We start from the raw sequence: 18,574 nt of genomic DNA, 5'->3' as shown, positions 1-18,574 counted from the left end.
CCGGTCAGCCCTCCGCGGCGGGCCGGACGGCGGGGATCTTCCCGCCGCGGAAGGCGTCCACGAACAACCGGTGGTCGTCCCGCGACTGCTCGGCGTAGGCCATCCCGAACTCGGTCAGCGTGCGGACGAACTCGTCCTCGCGATCGCCGATGACCGCGGCGATGGCCTCTTCGCTCTGGAAATCGACCAGCGTCTGCTCGGAGTCCGAATCGGACACGCAGTGCATCTTCGCGGTGGCGCGGCCGAGATAGTCGAGGACCGGCCCCATCTCCGACGGTTCGGTCAGCTCGGACCAGTCCAAGTCGTCGACGTAGGGCGACAACTCCGAGACGACGAACCCGGTCCCGTCGATCTCCGTGTACCCGAGCCACGGGTCCGCGTGCGCCTGCAACGCGCGCTGGGAGACGGCGGTGCGATGCCCCTCGTTGGTGAAGTAGCCGCGGATGCGCTCCTCGGCGACGATGCGGCTCGGCGCCGCGACGTTCCCCTGTTTCATCGACAGGACGACGTCGTTCTCGAGCGCCTGGGTCCGTCCTTCGACGAGGATGTTGTACGCGGGCAACCCGGCGGAACCGATCCCGAATCCGGTCCGGCCGACGATGTCCTTGACCCGGTAGGTGATGCTGCCGAACCGCTTGTTCTCCGGGATGGTGTCCAAATAGGACTCGAAGGCCCGGGTCGCGATTTCGCGTTCGGCCTCGTCGAGGACGCGGACGCCCGGACCGTGCCGGAACCTGCGGTCGTAGTCCTCCACGGTGGTCAGCTCGTCGAGCAGGTCGATCCGGGTTTTGAGCCGGGCCCTGAGCAGGACGTTGTGCAGGACACCCTCGGTGCTGTCCAGCTGGAGCCGGACGAGTTCGTCGCCGGGCCGCTCGGCGTACTCGCGCACCTGTTTGACGTAGGCGCGCAGATAGGTGCCGATCAGCGTCTCGATGTCGTCGTCGGAGATCGCCTTGCTCCACGCCAGTAGCGCGACACTGGCGGCCAGCCGTTTGAGGTCCCAGGTGAAGCAGCCGAGATAGGCCTCGTCGAAGTCGTTGACGTCGAACACCAGCGTCCCGGACGAATCCATGTAGCTGCCGAAGTTCTCGGCGTGCAGATCGCCCTGGATCCACACGCGGCCGGTCTCGGCGTTCGACCACGGATCGTCCTCGTCCGCCATGTCCGCGTAGAACAGGCACGCCGAGCCCCGGTAGAAGGCGAACGGCGCGGCGGCCATCTTGCGGAACTTGCGGCGGAACGCGTCGGCGTCCGCGCGCATGAGGTCCTCGAAGGCCTCCACCAGCACCTCGACGATCCGCGCCTGACGAGCGTCCTCGCCCTGCTCGCGGATCGACTCGACCACACCTGCCATCACGACCTCCCGACGTCGTTCACGGTGCCACAGGTCGCTTCGCCGGGCAGATCAGATCTTGCGGAAACGCGCGTCCAGGAGCGCGAAAGCGCCGAACGCGGCGATGCCCGCCGAGAGCGCGAGGAGCATCGGACCGCCGTACGGCTGAGCGGAGAGCGTCTTCAACGCGGCGTCGAGGCCGCTCGCCTTGGCCGGGTCGAAGGTGACCGCGGCGACGACCGTCAGCACGCCGATGGTGCCGTACGCGGCGGAGAGCGCGATCCAGCCGATCTGCCCGAGCCGGATCGTCACGGTCCTGGCCGTCCCGGTGGCCCCGCCGAAGTCGAGTTCCCGTACGAAGGTCTTCCGGAAGCCGCGCTGGGCGAGGAACACCGCCACCGCCACGACGGCGACTCCGGCGAGGGTGACCAGTACAGGCCCGTAGGACTCCGCGAGGATCCCGGCCACGAGGGAACCTTGCCCGTCGTCGGCGCCCGCGAGGGCGATCTTCACCGCGCTGTAGGAGACGAGGCCGTACAGCACGACCTCGATCCCGCTGACGATCCTGCGCACGGTCCGCCGCCGCGTCTTCACGTGCCGGTGCCCGGTGATCGCCTCGCCGAGCTGCCACATCGCCAGCACGGCGAGACCGGCCGCGATCAGCCACAGCAGCCACGCGCCCCCTTCGGCGACGACCATCTGCAGGGCGCCCGCCTTGTCCGCCCTCGCGTGATCGCCGAGCGCGACCTGCGCCGCGAGCCAGGCCACGAGCAGGTGCACGACCGCATAGCAGACCAGCCCGCCCCGGGCGATGAGGCCGAACGTCTTGCTGTCGCGCATCGGGCGATCCTCGCCGAGCCGACGTCCGCCCGCCAGGCCCGGCCGGAGCAATGTGCCCGAAATGTCGGGCAGGTCACTCTTGATCTCCACCGAGGTCGAGGGTGAAGGCTGGGTTCATCACCGGCTTTCGAGGAGTGAACATGAGTGAGGACAAGGGTTTCTACTCGATCATCGAGTACGCGGTCGACGGACCGGAGACCCAGGCGGCGTTGGTGGAGGCCTTCGCCGAGATCCAGGACCGCTGGGTGCGGTTCTACCCGGGCTACGTGTCGGCCCGGTTCCACGCGAGCGTGGACGGGACGCGGGTCGTCAACCTGGTCAGCTGGGCGAGCGAGGCGGACTACCGGCATTTCGAGGAGACCTCCGACACCGAAGGCCGGCTCGCGGCCATCCATGCGGCGCTCGACGGGCTGCCCGGCGAGGTCGAGTCGCGGGTCAGCGCGAACCCCCGTTACCGCGTCGTCCGGGAGACCGGCCCCGGCCCGCGGGTGGGTGACTGAGGGCCGAAGGTCCCGAACCGGAAAGGACCACGGCCACTTACGGTCCCGGCGCCCGCGCGAAAGGCTGAGGTGACCTCCACGGGCTAGGGAGCCGCGATGATCCTCACCGAAGCACCGGTCGTCACCGCCGCGCTGGAGGCCGCCGTCCGGGCACCGTCACCGCACAACACCCAGCCGTGGCTCTTCGAGGTCGGACCGGACGTCATCGGCGTCGTCCTCGACGAGGATCGCGTGCTCGAGGTCTGCGACCCGGATCGCCGTGAGGCGCGGTTGTCCTGCGGCGCGGCGTTGCTGAACCTCGAACTCGCGATCGCCGTCGCGGGGCGGTCCTGCGACGTGGAGCTCCTGCCGGAGAAGGACCGGCCGGAACTGCTGGCCAGGGTGGGGATCGGGCCCCGGCACCGGGCGAGCGCGGCGGAGCAGCGGCTGGCGGCGTCGATCCGCGTGCGGTACAGCAACCGGCGGCCGTTCGCCTCGACCCCGGTGCCCGCCGGAGCCCGGCACGCGGTGCGGCGGGCCGCCGGGGAAGAGGGCGCGAAACTGGTCCTGCTCGACGAAGTGGGTCTGCTGGAGGCCGTCGCGGGACTCATCCGGCGGGCGGATCACCTGCAGACCCTCGACGACCGCTTCCAGGCGGAACTCCGGGCGTGGACCAGGGAAAGCGGGGGCAACGACGGCGTCCCGGCCTACGCGGGCGGACCGCGTCCCTCGGGCGGCTTGCTGCCCGTCCGGCATCACGGGGAGAGCGAGCAGTCCCGGGAGTTCGAACGCGATCCGGTCGTCGCGGTGCTGACGACACCGACCGACGGGCCGCTCGCCCAGATCCGGGCCGGGCGGGCGATGCAGCGGGCGTTGCTGACGGCGACTTCGCTCGGCCTCAGCGCGTCGTTCTACTCGCAGCCGATGGAGATCCCGTCCGCTCGCACCGTGCTCCGGTCACTGCTCGGCGAAAACGCGCATCCGCAGGCCGTTTTCCGTCTGGGCTACGGCTTCCCGGGGTCCACCACACCTCGCCGCCCGGTCGGCGACGTCCTCCGGATCATGCGGTAGAGCGCTCGGATCCCGAAGGCCACGAGCAGCCCGAGGACGGCCAGCCCGAACGGGCGCAGCGTGATCGTCCAAGGCCACGCTTCGCCGTCCAGCGCGAGATGCCCCGTCTCGTACTCCAAGGTTCTGGCCGTCCACCGCGTGGTCGCGGTGTCGGTGGTACGCACCAGGTCTTCGAGTACGGCGTCGAACGGGAACCCGGGCCCGGCGTGCAGGTACACCGGTGAAAGCGCGGAGTACCGGTCGGCGGCGTGACTCGCGGCGGCCTCCGCGCCGGGCACGACGAGCCGGTCTTCAGCCGCCGGCGTGCCGCGTGGGACGAAGGTCAATCCGTGCCGGGACCGGATCGGCTCGCCGTCGAGACCGACGGCCGTGGTCTCGACCGCCAGCGACTGGCCGTAGGTGTCGAACACCGCGGCGAGTTCGAGCTCCCGGACCCCGGGAGTCAGCAGGACCCCCAGCATCGGCTTGTCCCACCGGAACGCTGTGTTGAACCCGACGACGGTGTCCGCCGCTTCGAAGCTGTTCTGCGTCATCGGCGCGCTCGAACCGGGGGAGTAGTGGGTCCAGCCGACGGCTTCGGCCGCCGTTCGCGCGACTTCGGTGCCGGCGAACCGCTCGGTGACGTGGAGCGCCCCATCGATCCCGGAGAGGATTCCGGCCGTGGTCACGATGTTCCCGTCGTCGACGTAGCGCGTGCCGCGGATCCAGTCCACGGCGGGGAATTCGTCGTCGAACCCGCCGATGCGGATCCAGTGCGCGGTGGCCTTCCGCCCGTCGAGGAGCCCGGCCGAAGCGAGGACACCCGAACCGTTGCAGACGCTCATGAGCAGCGAGCCCCGTGACGACTGCCGCTTCAGCCACTCGGTCACCGGCCGCGTGGTCGGCTCGCCGAGATCCGGCAACGCGGGGACCACCACGACGTCAGGGGCTTTCGACGAAAGCAACCGATCGAGATCGGCGAAACCCAGGTCCGGGCTCAGATCGAGACCGCCGGTCAAGGTGACCGGCCGGGCCTGCGGCGCGACGGTGTAGACGTTGAACGCGCCGGACGCCGCCAGGACCTCGTACGGTGCGAGCGCATCGGAGACGACGGCGCCTTCGTTCCCGACGACGACCACCGCGGTCGGCTTGGCGGGATCGTGCGCCTTGGATGTCGGCGGCGGCGCGACCCCGTCGGTTCTCTGCGTGTAGCGGTTCTCGAAGCTGGCGCTGAGCGTGACGGCGCCGAGCGTGACCGGGAGGGCCAGCGCGGCGACGGTGAACGCCAGCACGGTCAGCGTGACACGGACGAAGGAGCGCATGGTCAGGCTCCGTACTCGGCGCGGCGGCGGAACATGGCGGCGAGCATCGCGGGCACCATCAGCACGTGCCCGGCCGTCATCAGGGTCGATCCCGAGATCAGGCCGGTCCAGAAGAACGGCAGGAACAGCAGGTAGGGGACGTACATCGCGGCCGACATCTCCGCGATGGACGCCCAGCCGTGGCGCCGGATCCGCATCCACAGCGCCATGCCGAGCGACATGTTCGTCGCCATCACCAGCGCGTTCGCGGTCACGTTCCCGGCGAGGCCCGGCCACAGGAACGACCAGACCGGTTCGAGGACGATCATCCCGGCCACCATCGAGATCAGCATCTCCACGGCGTGGCGGGTGAAGTGCAGGACGGCCTGCTTGCGGGTCTTCTGTTCGGTCGTGTGGTTCATTTCCGGCTCCCTCGGTCGTTGCGACGGGAGCAATGTTCGGCCGCGGCGGGGCACGAGGGCAGGTGCCGGAAGTCATGCGCGAGGTCATGTGACCGGTGTTCGGATCGGTCCAGGTGGTCGTGAGTGGCGCTTCGGGTTCTAACCCGAAACGCCACTCACGACCACCTGCGCTCAGAACAGGCCGAGTTCCTTCGCGCGCAGGGCGGCCTGGGTGCGATCCCGCACCTGGAGCTTGGACAGGACACTCGTCACGAGGTTCTTCACCGTGCCCTCGGCGAGGAACAGCGTCTTGGCGATCTCGCGGTTGCTCCGGCCGTCCGCGAGGAGCCGGACGACTTCCAGTTCCCGTTCCGAAAGCGGTGTCGCCGACGGCCGGGGTGTCTCGGCGGGGAGCCGGGCCACCCGCGCGACGAGTTTCGCCGCGACGGAAGGCTGCAGCACCGACTCGCCCCGTTCGGCCGCCACCAGCGCCTCGACCAACCGCGTCGACGAGACGTCCTTCAACAGATAACCGACGGCGCCCGCGCGCAACGCGGCGAACACGTCTTCGTCGTCGTCGAACGTCGTCAGCGCCAAGACGCGCACGCCGGGCTGCTCGGCGCGAAGCCGCGCGGTGGCCGCGATTCCGTCCAGCACGGGCATCCGCAGATCCATCAGCGCGACGTCGGGGCGGAGTTCGGCGCAGAGCCGCACGGCCTCCTCGCCGTTCGCCGCCTCGCCGAGGACGTCGATCTCGGGCTGGACTTCCAACAGGGTCGCCAAGGCTTCGCGGAACAACGCCTGGTCGTCGACGATCAGCACGCGGACGGTCATCCTGGCACCTCCACGGTGAGTGTCAGGCCCTGACCTTCGGTGGAGTCGACCGAGACCCGGCCGCCGAGGCCGGCGACCCGCTCGCGGAGCCCGACGAGGCCGAAACCCTTGTCCGATGGGGAATCCGCGGCGATCCCGACACCGTCGTCACGGACTTCGAGGCGAACGAGATCGGCGACGGCGTAGTCGAGCACCACGGTCGCGGCCTTGGCGCGCGCGTGCTTGCGCACGTTGGTCAGTCCCTCCTGCGCCGCCCGGAACAGCGACTCCTCGACGTCGGGGCGGGTGTCGCGTGCGGTGCCCTTGATCTCGAACCCGGTCGGCACGCCTGCCGCGGAAGCCTCTTCCGCCAGCGTCCGCAACGCGTCCGTGAGCGGCTCGGAGCGCGGCTCACGCAACGCCGACACCGAGCGCCGGACCTCCGCCAGCGCCTCGCGCGATTGATCCTGCGCCTTGGCGAGCATCCCGTCGGCCCGCTCCGTGTCGCCGGTGCCGATCACCGCGCGGGCGGCCTGCAACATCATCTGGACGACCGTGAGGTGGTGGCCGAGCCCGTCGTGGATGTCGCGCGCGAGCCGGTTGCGCTCCTGGATCGTCGCGAGCTGCTCGGCCTGGGCGGCGTGATCGCGAAGACGTTCGTGTGCCTCGGCGAGCTCCTCCCGTGCCCGCTTCTCACGGACGACCAGTTCGGTCACCACGGCGGCGAAGACCATGACCGCCAGCGTCCCGAGCCCCTCGCGGAGGCCGTCCATCGGCGCCATCGGCAGGTGGATGAGCGGGATCACGACCGCGACCCCGAACGCCACCGGCAACGGCAGCAGCAACACGGTGTGGCAGACGAGGACCACGAGAAGCAGGACCGCCCCGACGGCGGCGCCCGAAAGCGAGAACAGGGTGAAGCCGAGCGGTAACTGAACGCAGACGTACGCGATCGCCCACGCGCGTCCGTGCTTCTGCACCCAGGGGAAGCCCACGACCGCGATCGCCGCGTAGACGAGCCCGGCCAGGAGCGTCGGCAGCACGAGCGTCTCGTACTTGGCCGAGCCGAGCGGCAACGTCACGTACGCGACGAGGGTCAGCACCGCCAGGGCCCGGTTCACGGACACACCATGCCACGCCTCCCGCATTTCGTCCGCTGAATGCGGTCCTTGCACACGCAACTACCGCATTCAGAGGACTAACCGCGGGGGTCAGGCGATGGTGCTGTTCCGGATTTCGAGCGAGAAGGGGGTCTGGACGTCTTCCGGTTCGAGGTCGCTCCCGCCCGCGATACGACGGCGCAGGAGGTCGACGGCGGCCCGCGCGATCGCGGCCTTGTCCGGCGCGATCGTCGTCAGGGACGGCAGGCTGTACGCGCTCTCCTCGTTGTTGTCGAAGCCGACGATCGCCATGTCCGACGGCACCTGGACGCCGCGTTCGGCCGCGGCGCGAAGGGCGCCGATGGCGAGGAGGTCGTTGAAACAGAAGACGGCATCGGGCGGTTCCGGCAGCGCGAGGAGATGCGCCATCGCTTCGGCGCCGTTGGCGCGGTGATACCGCAGCGCGGGCAGGACCAGTTCCGGGATGGGCGCCAGCCCCGCCTCGGCGAGCGCGGAGTGGTAGCCCTCAAGCCGCTGCGCGGCGGTGTGCCGCTGCGGATGCGCACCGATCGCGGCGATCCGGCGGCGGCCGAGCGAGATCAGATGCCGCACCGCGATCCGGGCGGCCTGGACGTTGTCGATACCGACGTGGTCGATCGGGACGTCGACGACGTGCTCACCGAGCATCACCAGCGGGACACCCGGCGCGAGATCCTCGAAATCGTTGGTGTGCAACGCCTCCGGGCTGATGATCGCGCCGTCGATCAGATGCGGGCCCAGCGCGGACAGCGTGTTGCGCTCACGTTCCCTGGTGCCGAGCGTCTGTTCGATGAGGACGTTCCACTCGTGCTCCTGCGCCGCCTGCAGCACCAGGCCGGCCAGCTCGCCGAAGTACGGGATGCTCAGCTCGGGCAGCATCAGCCCGAGGAACCCGGTACGCCCGCGGCGGAGGTTCCGGGCGCCGAGATTGGGCCGGTACCCGGTCGACGCCAGTGCCTCCTCGACGCGTTTGCGGTTCTCCGGCTTGACGAAGTCGTAGCCGTTGACCACGTTCGACACGGTCTTGACCGAGACGCCCGCAAGCTTGGCGACGTCCTTGAGCGTGGCCACCCTCGCTCCCCTCCGCAGTGCTCCGGTACAGATCCGGCACAGCCTAGCCGCGCGAACGGCGGATTTACAACGTTGTACCAACGATGTAAATCTGGCATCGTCCCTATGAGTGACATGGGTCACCGCAGATCCGTGTGCTCGACTTCCCCGAGGAGCGATCGATGTCCCTGCCCATCCGCCGCACCCTGCTCCTGGCGACCGGCCTCGCGCTCGCGCTGACGGCCTGCACCAGCCGTGAGACCCAGCAGTCCGCCCCGTCGGGGGCGGGGCCCGCCGCTTCGGCGGCGCCGAACCAGGCCGCGGGGCCGGGCTGCGCCCGCGAGAAGACCGGCTACCCGCAGGTGGACGTGAAGAACGCGGTCATCGGCTTCTCCCAGTCGGAGAAGGAGGCGAACCCGTTCCGGATCGCCGAGACACAGTCCATCAAGGACGAAGCGAAGAAACTCGGTGTCCCGGACGACAAACTCCTGGTCACCAACGCGCAGAGCGACCTCAACAAACAGGTCAGCGACATCAAGTCGTTGCTGGACCGGGGTGCGCAGCTGCTCATCGTGGCCCCGCTGAACTCCGACGGCCTCCAGCCCGCCCTCGACGCGGCGAAGGTCAAGAAGGTTCCGGTCATCACGATCGACCGCAAGGTGACGTCGCAGCCGTGCACCGATTACCTGACCTTCATCGGCTCGAACTTCGTCGAGCAGGGCAAACGCGCGGCGCAGGAGATGGTGAAGGCGACCGGCGGCACCGGCAAGGTCGCGATCCTGCTCGGCGCGTCCGGCAACAACGTCACCACCGACCGCACCAAGGGGTTCAAGGACGAGATCGCCGCGACCACGGGCATCCAGGTCGTCGCCGAGCAGACCGGCGAGTTCGACCGCTCCAAGGGACAGGCGGTCATGGAGCAGCTCATCCAGAGCAACCCCGAGATCACCGCGGTCTACGCCGAGAACGACGAGATGGGCATCGGCGCGGTCACCGCGCTCAAGGCCGCGGGCAAGACGCCGGGCAAGGACGTCAAGATCGTTTCGATCGACGGCACCCGCAACGCCGTCCAGCTCATCGCCGACGGCAGCTACAACGCGGTGATCGAGTCCAACCCGCGTTTCGGTCCGCTCGCCTTCTCGACGCTGCAGGACTTCGCCGCGGGCAAGGAGATCCCGCCGACCGTCGTGATCTCCGACGACCAGTACGACTCGGCGAACGCCGCGCAGAAGCTTGGAAACGCGTACTGACGATGGAACCGGTTCTCGAGGTCGAAGGCGTGACGAAGACGTTCGCCGGGGTGCGCGCGCTCGACGACGTGTCGTTCGCGCTGCGGCCGGGCGAGGTGCACGCGCTGGTGGGCGAGAACGGCGCCGGCAAGTCGACGCTGATCAAGGTGCTCACCGGCGTGCACAAGCCGGATTCCGGCACGATCCACGCGCGGGGTGCGATCTCCACGATCTACCAGGAGGTCAACCTCATCCCGCTGATGAGCGTGGCGAGCAACGTGTACCTCGGCCGGGAGCCGAGGAAGCGGTTCGGGCTGGTCGACTGGGCGCGGATGAACTCCGACGCGGCGGCCCTGCTTGCGGACTACGGCATCGACGCCGACGTCCGCCGTCCACTCGGGACACTCGGCGTCGGCGCGCAGCAGATGGTCGCGCTGGCCCGCGCGGTGTCGGTCGACGCCGACGTCGTGATCATGGACGAGCCGACGTCCTCGTTGGAACCGCGTGAGGTCGAGACGCTGTTCGAGGTCATCGGCAGGCTGCACGAACGCGGGATCGCGATCGTGTACGTCAGCCACCGCATGGACGAGCTGTACCGGATCTGCGAACGCGTCACTGTGCTGCGGGACGGCAGGCGAGTCCACACCGGACCGCTCGCCGACCTGCCGCGGCTGGAACTGGTGTCGATGATGCTCGGCCGCAGCGTCGGCGACATCCGCTCGCACGGCGCGACCGCCTTCGAGGGCGACCATGAGGCAGGCCGGGAACCGGTGCTGCGCGCGGAGAACCTCACCAGCGGCAACCGGCTGGGCGGTGTCTCGGTGGAGATCAAACCCGGTGAGATCGTCGGCCTCGCGGGGCTGCTCGGCTCCGGCCGCACGGAGACCGCGCGGGCGATCGTCGGCGACCTGCCGCTGTCGGGTGGCACGGTGCTCGTCGGCGGAAAGCAAGTCCCGCAAGGGAATGTGGCGGCCGCGATGCGCGCGGGCGTCAGCATGCTCGCCGAGGACCGCAAGACCGAAGGCATCATCCCGCATCTGTCCGTGCGGGAGAACATCGTGCTCGCCGCGTTGCCGAAGCTGTCCCGCTTCGGCCTGGTCAGCCGGGCCCGGCAGGACAGGATCGTCGACACGTTCGTGAAACGCCTGCGGATCAAGGTATCGAGCCCGGACCAGAAGGTCGCCGAGCTCTCCGGCGGCAACCAGCAGAAGGTGCTGCTGGCCCGCTGGCTCTGCACCGAGCCGAAGGTGCTGCTGCTCGACGAGCCGACCCGGGGCATCGACGTCGGCGCGAAGGCCGAGGTGCAGGCGCTCATCGACGAGCTCGCCAAAGAAGGGCTCGCCGTCCTGCTGATCTCGTCGGAGATGGAAGAGCTTCTCGACGGAGCGGACCGGCTGGTCGTGCTCAAGGACGGCGCGGTGGTCGGGGAACTCGCGGGGGAGCAGCTGACGCAGGACCACGTGCTGGCCGCGATCGCTTCGGGCGGCGCGGATGACTAGCACTCAGCGGAGAACGGAGGAACCGGGACCCACCATGACGGACACGGCGAAAACGGTGGACCGGACCCGGGTGGCGCGGTGGCTGCAGGAGTACGGCGTGTACGTCGCCGTCGTCGCGCTCGTGCTGTTCAACATCGCGTTCACGGCGAACTTCCTGACCGTCGGCAACTTCCGCACCCAGCTCATCCAGGCCGCGCCGGTACTGGTGGTCGCGCTCGGGATGGCGCTGGTGATCGGCACCGAAGGCGTCGACCTGTCGGTGGGCGCGGTGATGGCGCTCTCGGCCGCACTCGTCCCGCTGTACCTCGGCGCCGGGACCCTGCCGGCGGTGGCCGTCGCGCTCGCGGCGGGGCTGGCCGCGGGGACGCTGAACGGGGTCCTCGTCGCCAAGGTCGGGATCCAGCCGATCGTGGCGACACTCGCCCTGCTCGTCGGCGGTCGCGGGCTCGCGCTCGTCCTCGCCGACGGCCAGCTGATCCAGTTGCACGATCCGGATTTCCTCGCGCTCGGCAACGGCGAGGTGCTCGGGATCCCGGTGAGCGTGCTCATCGCGGCCGTACTGGCGGTCCTGGTGGCGGCGCTGGTCGGGAAGACGGCGTTCGGCAGGCGGCTGGTCGCGATCGGCGGCAACCGGCGGGCCAGTGTGCTCGCCGGGCTGCCGGTCAACCGCGTCCTCATCGGCGTCTACGCGATCTGCGGCTTGCTTGCGGCGTTGGCCGGGGTGCTCTCCACCGCACGGCTCGGCGCCGGCGACCCCGCGGACGCCGGATTGCTGATGGAACTGTCCGCGATCACCGCGGTCGTGGTCGGCGGCACCCCGCTGACCGGCGGCCGTGTCCGCATCCTCGGCACGGTGATGGGTGTCCTGCTCATGCAGCTCGTCCGCGCCACGCTCATCAAGCACAACCTGCCGGATTCGACCGCGCAGATGATCCAGGCCGCGATCATCGTCGGCGCGGTGTACGTCGCACGGGAACGGAGCAGCCGATGACCGCGGCGCCCACGATGGCCGCCCAGGACTCCACCCGGCGCGAGCTCATGACCGGGGTCCTGCAGAAACAGGGCGCGGCGATCGCGCTGGTGCTCATGGTCGCCGTCGCGTGGCTGCTGTTCCCGCGGTTCGGCAGCCTGGACAACCTGCGCGACATCGCGTTGCAGAGCTCGTTCCTCGCGATCATCGCGCTCGGGATGACGTTCGTGATCATCACCGGCGGGATCGACCTCTCCGTGGGGTCGGTCTACGCGCTCGGCGGGGTCCTCGCGGCTTACGGGTCGCAGTGGGGTTTCCTTGTCGCGCTCCTGCTGCCGTTGGCCGTATGCGGGTTGATCGGCCTGATCAACGGGTTGCTCGTCGCCAAGACCGGGATGGCACCGTTCATCGTCACGCTGGCGTCGCTGCTGTTCGCCCGCGGACTGCTGCTCGCGATCACCACCGAGGGCGCGACGACGTACAAGATCCCGGAGGGCGAGGCTTTCGTCGAACTCGGGCGCGGCACGCTGTTCGGGTTCGGCTATCCGGTGTTCATCGCGGCGGCGCTGTGCCTGATCGGCGGGCTCCTGTTGCGGCGGACCCGGTTCGGGCAGGCGGTGTTCGCGACCGGCGGCTCGGAGCAGTCCGCGAAGCTGATGGGGCTCCCGGTGGCCCGAACCAAGATCACCGTCTACGTGATGAGCGGGGTGCTTTCCGGGCTCGCGGGCGCGCTGACCGCGGCCTACCTGCAGTCCGGTGTCACGGTGATCGGCGTCGGCCTCGAACTGGACGCCATCTCCGTCGTCGTCATCGGCGGCACCCTGCTGACCGGCGGGATGGGCACGATTCTCGGAACGGTCATCGGCGTGGGCATCCGAACGGTCATCCAGAACGTCATCAACCAGATAGGAACTCTCGACAGCAACTACCAGTCGGTGGTCAGCGGTGCGTTCCTGCTGGTGGTCGTTGTGCTGCAGCGGTCGCTGGCGCGCACGACCGCCAGGAGATAGGGGAGATCGCATGCACCGAAGAACCGCGCGCGCCCTGAGCGTCGTGGCCGGTCTGCTGGCCGCCGCGACGACACTAGTTCCCGTCGCCCAAGCCGCTCCCGTCCCGCTACCGACCCCGTGGACGGACCAGGTCTCGCCGTCGAACGCGCTGCCCGAGTACCCGCGCCCGCAGCTGGTGCGCTCGGAATGGCTCAACCTCAACGGAACCTGGGGTTTCACCGGGGCGCCGAACCTGAATTCGCCGCCGATCGGCAGGCCGTTGAGTGAAAACGTACTCGTGCCTTACCCGATCGAGTCGATGCTTTCGGGGATCAAACGGCATGAGGACAACATGTTCTACCGGCGGACGTTCACCGTTCCGTCCACTTGGGACGGTCGCCGGGTGAAACTCAACTTCGGCGCCGTCACCTGGGAGACCAAGGTCTGGGTCAACGGGACGTCGATCGGGAGTCACACCGGTGGTTTCGACGCTTTCTCCTTCGACATCACCCCGGCGCTGAAGGCGGGGGAGAACGAGATCGTCGTCGGCGTCGCGTCGCCGGTCGACGGCAGCCGGTACCCGGTGGGGAAGCAGCGCAAGAGCCCAGACGGCATCTTCTACACGGCGGCGTCGGGGATCTGGCAGACCGTCTGGCTGGAACCGGTCCGGGCGGAGCACATCACGCGGCTCGACACCACCCCCGACGTCCCCGGCGGCGCGCTCGACCTCGTCGTCCAGGGCACCCCCGGGCAGCAAGCGACCGCCGAAGTGCTTTCCGGCGGCCAAGTGGTCGGCACCGCCACCGGTGCCGTCGGGTCCCATCTGCGGGTCCCGGTGCCGAACGCGCGGCTGTGGTCGCCCGACGACCCGTTCCTCTACGACCTGCGCGTGCGGCTGCCGGGCGGCGACGTCGTCACCGGATACTTCGGTATGCGTTCGCTGGGCAAGGCGATGGTCGGCGGCGTGATGCGGCCGCTGCTCAACGGCAAGTTCGTCTTCCAGCTGGGCACGCTCGACCAGGGCTACTGGCCCGACGGCATCTACACCGCGCCGACCGACGAGGCACTGCGGTTCGACCTCGAACGCCAGAAGGCCCTGGGCTTCAACATGGTCCGCAAGCACATCAAGGTCGAGCCGGCGCGGTGGTTCTACCACGCCGACAAACTGGGGCTGATGGTCTGGCAGGACATGCCGTCGCTCGACTCGATCGACGAAGTCCCGAACGGGCACGCGAACTACGAATCCGAACTGCGTCGGATGATCGAGCAGCACAAGGGCATCACCTCGATCGTGCAGTGGGTGCCGTTCAACGAAGGCTGGGGCGAGTACGAAGCCGGCCGCATCGTGGATCTGGTCCGCTCGATCGACGACACCCGGCTGATCAACCACAACTCCGGGTCGAACTGCTGTGTGTCCGATCCGGATCCGGGCAACGGCGACGTGATCGACGACCACGCGTATCAGGTTTCCACCGGCACGAGGCAACCCGACGCGCGAAGGATCGCGGTGCTGGGGGAGTACGGCGGCCTCGGACGGCGCGTCACCGGGCACGAATGGGAGCCGGGCAAGGGCTTCGCGTACGGCGCGCTGTATCCGGACGAGACGTCGCTGACGAACCGGTACGTCGAGATCACCAAACAGGTCGGGCGGTTCGTGCACGGCCGGGGGCTGTCCGCGTCGGTCTACACCGAGCCGTACGACGTCGAGAACGAGGTGAACGGCTTCTACACCTACGACCGACGCGTGCTAAAGATGACCGAAGCGCGGGTTCGCGAGATCAACCAGAAGGTGCTCGACATCGCCAAGGGCACCGAGGTCGGACGCGGCGAACTCCTGTCGCTTCGGGTCACGACGGCCGGGTACACGGATCGCTATCTGCGGCACCAGGACGATTTCGTCCGCACGGACGTCCTCGGTGAAGGCAGTGCGGACCTCGGGAAGAAGGACGCGACGTTCTGGGCCCGGCAGGGACTGGCCGACGCGTCGTGTCTGTCGTTCGAGTCGCGGAACTACCCCGGGCACTTCCTGCGCCACGCGTCGTCGCGGATCCGGAAGGACGCGAACGACGGTTCGGCGTCCTTCGCCGGCGACGCGACGTTCTGCGCGCGGGAAGGCGCCGGGGGAACGGCGCTGGAGTCGTTCAACCAGCCCGGTGCCTTCATCCGCCACTACGCCGCGACCGTCTACCTCGCGCGCAGCGGCGGGCCGAACCCGTGGGACACGCCGTCGAGCTTCGCGGCGGACACGACGTGGGCGGCGTCGGTGCCGCTCTGGCGCAGTGGCGCGGATCTGCCGCTGGACCAGGCGCGGTCGTTCAAGGTGACGACGCCCGGTTTCACGGACCGCTTCCTGCGGCATCGTGACGGCCTCGCGCGGACGGATGTGGTGACCGCGGGGAGCGCGGCGTTGCTGAAGGCGGACGCGACGTTCGTCGTGCGGCGCGGTCTCGCGGATCCGTCGTGCTACTCGCTCGAGGCGCGGAACTATCCGGGCAATTTCCTGCGGCACGCGGACTTCCGGGTGCGGCTGAGCGGGAACGACAACACCGACCTGTTCCGGAAGGACGCGACGTTCTGCGCCCAGCCCGGTGCCGGCGGCGTGCGGCTGGCGTCGGTGAACGAACTGGGGACGAACATGCGGCACTACGCCGAGGAGGTCTACGTCGCCACCAGCGGCGGCGGCCACCCGTTCGACAACCCGGTCTCGTACGACCAGGACGTCACGTGGGCGGTCTCCGCGCCCTGGGCTCCGTAGCCGGTCCGGTGGGTCGTGAGTGGCGTTTCGGGTTAGAACCCGAAACGCCACTCACGACCCTGCCGACCACTCCCGGTAACCTTGCCCCCATGACCGGCCCGGACACCCCCGCCTCCTTCAAGCTCGCGTACGTCCCCGGCGTCACGCCCTCGAAATGGGTCCGGATCTGGGACGAGCGGTCGCCCGACGTCCCGCTCGAGCTCGTCCAGACGACGGCCGCCAATGCGGTCGGGCTGGTCCGGGAACGTGAGGTGGACGCCGTCCTGCTGCGACTCCCGATCGACCGCGAGGGCCTGCACGCGATCCCGCTCTACACCGAGACGACGGTCGTGGTGGTCCCGAAAGACCACCTGGTCGCCGCCGCGGACGAGGTCTCCGTCGACGACATCGCCGACGAGATCGTGCTGCACCCGCTCGACGACACGCTGGATTGGGACACGCCGCCGGGGAAGCCCGCGCTGGAGCGGCCCGCCACCACCGCGGACGCCATCGAGCTGGTCGCCGCCGGGGTCGGGCTCCTGATCGTCCCGCAGTCGCTCGCGCGGCTGCACCATCGGCGTGACCTGACCTACCGTCCGATCTCCGGCACTCCGGAGTCCGGGGTCGCGCTGTCCTGGCCGGACGACGAGACCACCGACCTGATGGAGCAGTTCATCGGGATCGTCCGCGGCCGGACGGTCAACAGCACGCGCGGTCGGCAGCAGGCCCAGGAAAAGCAGGCCCAGGAAAAGCAAGCCCCGGCGAAGAAGGCGCCGGTCAAGGGCAACCGTCCCCAGGCCGGCGGCCGGAAGCCGCAGTCGGGGAATCGCCGCGCTCCTCAGGGTGGGAAACGCGGCAAACCCCGTCGTCGCGGCTAGCTTTCGCTGCGGGCGGCCTTGAGCCGCGCCTCCTCCTTGCGGACCTCGGCCTGGGTCTCGCGCTCCCGCTGCAGCCAGTCGGGGTTCTCGGACTTGATCGCGTCGATCTCTTCGGTGGTGAGGGCGCCGGTGATCCCGCCGCGCGCCAGACCGCTGATCGACACGCCCAGCTTCGCCGCGATGACCGGACGCGGATGCGGCCCGTTGCGGCGCAGGTCCCGCAGCCACTCGGGCGGCTCGGCCTGCAGTGCGTTCAGCTCGTCGCGGGAGACGACACCCTCCTGGAACTCCGCCGGGGTCGCCTCCAGGTACACACCCAGCTTCTTCGCCGCTGTCGCGGGCTTCATCGTTTGAGGGGTTTTCTGCGACGTCATTGCCTCAGGGTAACGCCCTGTGATCAGGTGCCTTTCTCGGGCAATGCCACGACGCCGAATCCGGTGAGCACCGCGGCCACCGCGACCGCGCCGAGGACGACCCACGCGATCGGATGCCCGAGGTTGAGCGTCCAGTAGGTCCCGACCCGCCGGTGCACCAGCAGCGCCGGATCGTTCCGGTTCAGGTAGACCATCCCGGCCGCGTACCAGTGGCGGTCGTCGTCACGCTGTTCGTAGCGGGTCTCCGGCTCGTCGCCGGCGCGCGGCAACCGGTGCCCGGCGTCGCCCGCCCGGACGGTGAAACCGATCCACGCGATGAACGCGGCGGCGAGCGGAAGGTACGCCACGATCGTCACCGGCACCGTCGTGTCGACGACAGCCCACAGCTGAAGCGAGACGACGAGCAGGGTCGCGTTGACGCAGCCCGCCGAGATCAGCAGCAGTGCGAGCACGCCGTGCAGGTACTCCCGGTACCGCGAGGCCGACGCCGACGGCTGCGCGGCGTCGATCTCCGGTCTGGCCCGTGAGATCGCGACGGCCATGAGCGAGGTCAGCACGATGACCAGGATCTGCGCGAAGACCGTCGAGAAGCCCGTCGCGCCGGTGAACCATCCGCCGGCCGCCGTGGCGAACGCGAGCACGACGGCGGGAGCCAGAAGGATCCACTGTGGACGGACTGGATCCGTGCGCAGCGACGTGTCGGTGCTGACCGCCTGCCGCGTGCCGGAATACCAGCCTTCCTCGCGTTTGGCGGCCGCGATCGAGCGGTGAGCCAGGCAGCCGAGCAGGGAGTACGCGGTGGCGAGAACGAGCAGGACGACCTCGGGCGCGAGCCAATCGAAGAGAAGTACGACGCAGGCCACGATCGCCCCCGCGCCGATGCCCCGGTTGTAGCGACGCCGGGCCAGGAGGACGACGGCCTCGCCGCAACGCCGGGCCGGGATCCGGACGCCGAAGGGGAGTGTCGGCCGGGCGAGCGCGGGCGCGGAGCCGAAGGCCGCCGCGGTGAACGCGATCAAGGCCAGGTGCAGCCAGATCATCGCCGCGCGCTCACCGCGAAGGAATCCAGCACCGTTTCGCAGCGGCTCGTCACTTCGCGCGGGCCCACGCCGAGCGCGACGGCCTCGGCGAGCAGGGTGCGGAGGCGCTCCTGCCACTCGTCCGCGTAACCGTCCTCCGCCGGACCGGAGGTCGCGTCCCGCCGGACGACCGCGCCGGTCTTGCGGTTGATGCGGATGAACCCCTGTGTCCGCAGCAGGTCGTAGGCCTTGTTGACGGTGTGGAAGTTGATCGCCAGGTCGGCGCCGAGCTGACGGGTGGAGGGCAGGGCGCTGCCCTCGGCGAGCGTGCCGTCGGCGACGGCTTCGACGATCCGATCGCGGATCTGCTGGTAGATCGGAACCTCGCTGTCGAGGTCGAGAGTCAGCAACACCCGGTCAGGATATCTGCTATACACTTGCTATAACAACTACATCAGCTGGCTATGCAGGGGAAG

General features: G+C 69.3%; 18 protein-coding genes. 8 read left to right on the top strand and 10 right to left on the bottom strand.

From position 1 onward, the window contains the following. Positions 1-4: 4 nt before the first annotated feature. Together ED92_RS15505 and ED92_RS15500 are read right to left on the bottom strand one after the other, a co-directional pair. Complete coding sequence (locus ED92_RS15505; RefSeq protein WP_037338462.1) at positions 5-1,354, bottom strand: DUF2252 domain-containing protein; 1,350 nt, start codon at positions 1,352-1,354, stop codon at positions 5-7. A gap of 51 nt (positions 1,355-1,405) precedes the next feature. Then, complete coding sequence (locus ED92_RS15500) at positions 1,406-2,263, bottom strand: DUF1206 domain-containing protein (protein ID WP_037338460.1); 858 nt, start codon at positions 2,261-2,263, stop codon at positions 1,406-1,408. A 50-nt stretch (positions 2,264-2,313) separates the two neighbouring features. On the opposite strand from ED92_RS15500, the gene ED92_RS15495 reads away from it, so the two are divergent. Beyond that, positions 2,314-2,673, top strand: coding sequence for an antibiotic biosynthesis monooxygenase (locus tag ED92_RS15495; protein WP_037338458.1), 360 nt, complete (start codon positions 2,314-2,316; stop codon positions 2,671-2,673). Between the two features lie 96 nt (positions 2,674-2,769). Further along, complete coding sequence (locus ED92_RS15490; RefSeq protein ID WP_037338456.1) at positions 2,770-3,723, top strand: nitroreductase family protein; 954 nt, start codon at positions 2,770-2,772, stop codon at positions 3,721-3,723. On the opposite strand, the gene ED92_RS15485 is transcribed toward ED92_RS15490, so the two are convergent. The 5 genes from ED92_RS15485 to ED92_RS15465 all read right to left on the bottom strand — a co-directional run bounded on the left by ED92_RS15485 (position 3,657) and on the right by ED92_RS15465 (position 8,427). Then, complete coding sequence (locus tag ED92_RS15485; protein WP_037338454.1) at positions 3,657-5,024, bottom strand: GlxA family transcriptional regulator; 1,368 nt, start codon at positions 5,022-5,024, stop codon at positions 3,657-3,659. The genes ED92_RS15490 and ED92_RS15485 overlap by 67 nt on opposite strands. A 2-nt stretch (positions 5,025-5,026) precedes the next feature. Beyond that, the gene (locus tag ED92_RS15480; protein WP_037338452.1) at positions 5,027-5,425 is read right to left on the bottom strand and encodes a hypothetical protein; all 399 of its coding nucleotides are present in this window, start codon (positions 5,423-5,425) and stop codon (positions 5,027-5,029) included. A gap of 171 nt (positions 5,426-5,596) precedes the next feature. Continuing rightward, on the bottom strand, positions 5,597-6,238 hold the full coding sequence (locus ED92_RS15475) for a response regulator transcription factor (protein WP_037338450.1): 642 nt from the start codon (positions 6,236-6,238) through the stop codon (positions 5,597-5,599). Beyond that, complete coding sequence (locus ED92_RS15470; RefSeq protein ID WP_037340080.1) at positions 6,235-7,338, bottom strand: sensor histidine kinase; 1,104 nt, start codon at positions 7,336-7,338, stop codon at positions 6,235-6,237. Before ED92_RS15470 ends, ED92_RS15475 begins: the two co-directional genes overlap by 4 nt. 90 nt (positions 7,339-7,428) lie before the next feature. Then, positions 7,429-8,427 carry a LacI family DNA-binding transcriptional regulator gene (locus tag ED92_RS15465; protein ID WP_037338448.1) on the bottom strand — a complete coding sequence of 333 codons (999 nt, stop codon included), beginning with the start codon at positions 8,425-8,427 and terminating at the stop codon, positions 7,429-7,431. A gap of 161 nt (positions 8,428-8,588) precedes the next feature. Here ED92_RS15465 and ED92_RS15460 point away from each other — a divergent pair, with 161 nt between their 5' ends. From ED92_RS15460 to ED92_RS15435, 6 genes are all read left to right on the top strand, one after another. Next, entirely contained in the window at positions 8,589-9,656 is a 1,068-nt protein-coding gene (locus tag ED92_RS15460; RefSeq protein WP_037338447.1) for an ABC transporter substrate-binding protein, read from the top strand. A gap of 2 nt (positions 9,657-9,658) precedes the next feature. Beyond that, complete coding sequence (locus ED92_RS15455) at positions 9,659-11,134, top strand: sugar ABC transporter ATP-binding protein (protein ID WP_037338445.1); 1,476 nt, start codon at positions 9,659-9,661, stop codon at positions 11,132-11,134. A gap of 34 nt (positions 11,135-11,168) precedes the next feature. Continuing rightward, positions 11,169-12,125, top strand: a complete 957-nt coding sequence (locus ED92_RS15450) for an ABC transporter permease (protein ID WP_037338443.1) — start codon at positions 11,169-11,171, stop codon at positions 12,123-12,125. Then, the gene (locus ED92_RS15445) at positions 12,122-13,114 is read left to right on the top strand and encodes an ABC transporter permease (protein WP_037338441.1); all 993 of its coding nucleotides are present in this window, start codon (positions 12,122-12,124) and stop codon (positions 13,112-13,114) included. The genes ED92_RS15450 and ED92_RS15445 overlap by 4 nt, the downstream gene beginning before the upstream one ends. Before the next feature lie 10 nt (positions 13,115-13,124). Next, positions 13,125-15,848, top strand: a complete 2,724-nt coding sequence (locus tag ED92_RS15440; protein WP_037338438.1) for an AbfB domain-containing protein — start codon at positions 13,125-13,127, stop codon at positions 15,846-15,848. A gap of 89 nt (positions 15,849-15,937) precedes the next feature. After that, a complete protein-coding gene (locus ED92_RS15435; protein ID WP_037338435.1) occupies positions 15,938-16,705 on the top strand; it encodes a LysR family substrate-binding domain-containing protein in 768 nt (255 codons plus the stop codon). Here ED92_RS15435 and ED92_RS15430 read toward each other — a convergent pair. The 3 genes from ED92_RS15430 to ED92_RS15420 are packed head-to-tail and all read right to left on the bottom strand — an operon-like array spanning position 16,702 to position 18,511. Beyond that, positions 16,702-17,079 (bottom strand): DUF5997 family protein, encoded by a 378-nt coding sequence (locus ED92_RS15430; protein ID WP_037338432.1) that lies wholly within the window; start codon positions 17,077-17,079, stop codon positions 16,702-16,704. The genes ED92_RS15435 and ED92_RS15430 overlap by 4 nt on opposite strands. A gap of 23 nt (positions 17,080-17,102) precedes the next feature. After that, entirely contained in the window at positions 17,103-18,119 is a 1,017-nt protein-coding gene (locus ED92_RS15425) for a DUF1648 domain-containing protein (protein ID WP_037338429.1), read from the bottom strand. Further along, complete coding sequence (locus ED92_RS15420; protein ID WP_037338426.1) at positions 18,116-18,511, bottom strand: GntR family transcriptional regulator; 396 nt, start codon at positions 18,509-18,511, stop codon at positions 18,116-18,118. The genes ED92_RS15425 and ED92_RS15420 overlap by 4 nt, the downstream gene beginning before the upstream one ends. Positions 18,512-18,574 lie beyond the last annotated feature (63 nt).

The sequence above is a fragment of the Amycolatopsis sp. MJM2582 genome (assembly GCF_000754115.1).
GTDB lineage: Bacteria > Actinomycetota > Actinomycetes > Mycobacteriales > Pseudonocardiaceae > Amycolatopsis > Amycolatopsis japonica.
This window is presented reverse-complemented; position numbering and strand designations above follow the sequence as displayed.

Coding starts and splice junctions, on each gene's coding strand:
- ED92_RS15505 (WP_037338462.1), bottom strand. CDS start 1,354: ATGGCAGGTGTGGTCGAGTCGATCCGCGAGCAGGGCGAGGACGCTCGT.
- ED92_RS15495 (WP_037338458.1), top strand. CDS start 2,314: ATGAGTGAGGACAAGGGTTTCTACTCGATCATCGAGTACGCGGTCGAC.
- ED92_RS15490 (WP_037338456.1), top strand. CDS start 2,770: ATGATCCTCACCGAAGCACCGGTCGTCACCGCCGCGCTGGAGGCCGCC.
- ED92_RS15485 (WP_037338454.1), bottom strand. CDS start 5,024: ATGCGCTCCTTCGTCCGTGTCACGCTGACCGTGCTGGCGTTCACCGTC.
- ED92_RS15480 (WP_037338452.1), bottom strand. CDS start 5,425: ATGAACCACACGACCGAACAGAAGACCCGCAAGCAGGCCGTCCTGCAC.
- ED92_RS15475 (WP_037338450.1), bottom strand. CDS start 6,238: ATGACCGTCCGCGTGCTGATCGTCGACGACCAGGCGTTGTTCCGCGAA.
- ED92_RS15460 (WP_037338447.1), top strand. CDS start 8,589: ATGTCCCTGCCCATCCGCCGCACCCTGCTCCTGGCGACCGGCCTCGCG.
- ED92_RS15455 (WP_037338445.1), top strand. CDS start 9,659: ATGGAACCGGTTCTCGAGGTCGAAGGCGTGACGAAGACGTTCGCCGGG.
- ED92_RS15450 (WP_037338443.1), top strand. CDS start 11,169: ATGACGGACACGGCGAAAACGGTGGACCGGACCCGGGTGGCGCGGTGG.
- ED92_RS15445 (WP_037338441.1), top strand. CDS start 12,122: ATGACCGCGGCGCCCACGATGGCCGCCCAGGACTCCACCCGGCGCGAG.
- ED92_RS15440 (WP_037338438.1), top strand. CDS start 13,125: ATGCACCGAAGAACCGCGCGCGCCCTGAGCGTCGTGGCCGGTCTGCTG.
- ED92_RS15435 (WP_037338435.1), top strand. CDS start 15,938: ATGACCGGCCCGGACACCCCCGCCTCCTTCAAGCTCGCGTACGTCCCC.
- ED92_RS15430 (WP_037338432.1), bottom strand. CDS start 17,079: ATGACGTCGCAGAAAACCCCTCAAACGATGAAGCCCGCGACAGCGGCG.
- ED92_RS15425 (WP_037338429.1), bottom strand. CDS start 18,119: ATGATCTGGCTGCACCTGGCCTTGATCGCGTTCACCGCGGCGGCCTTC.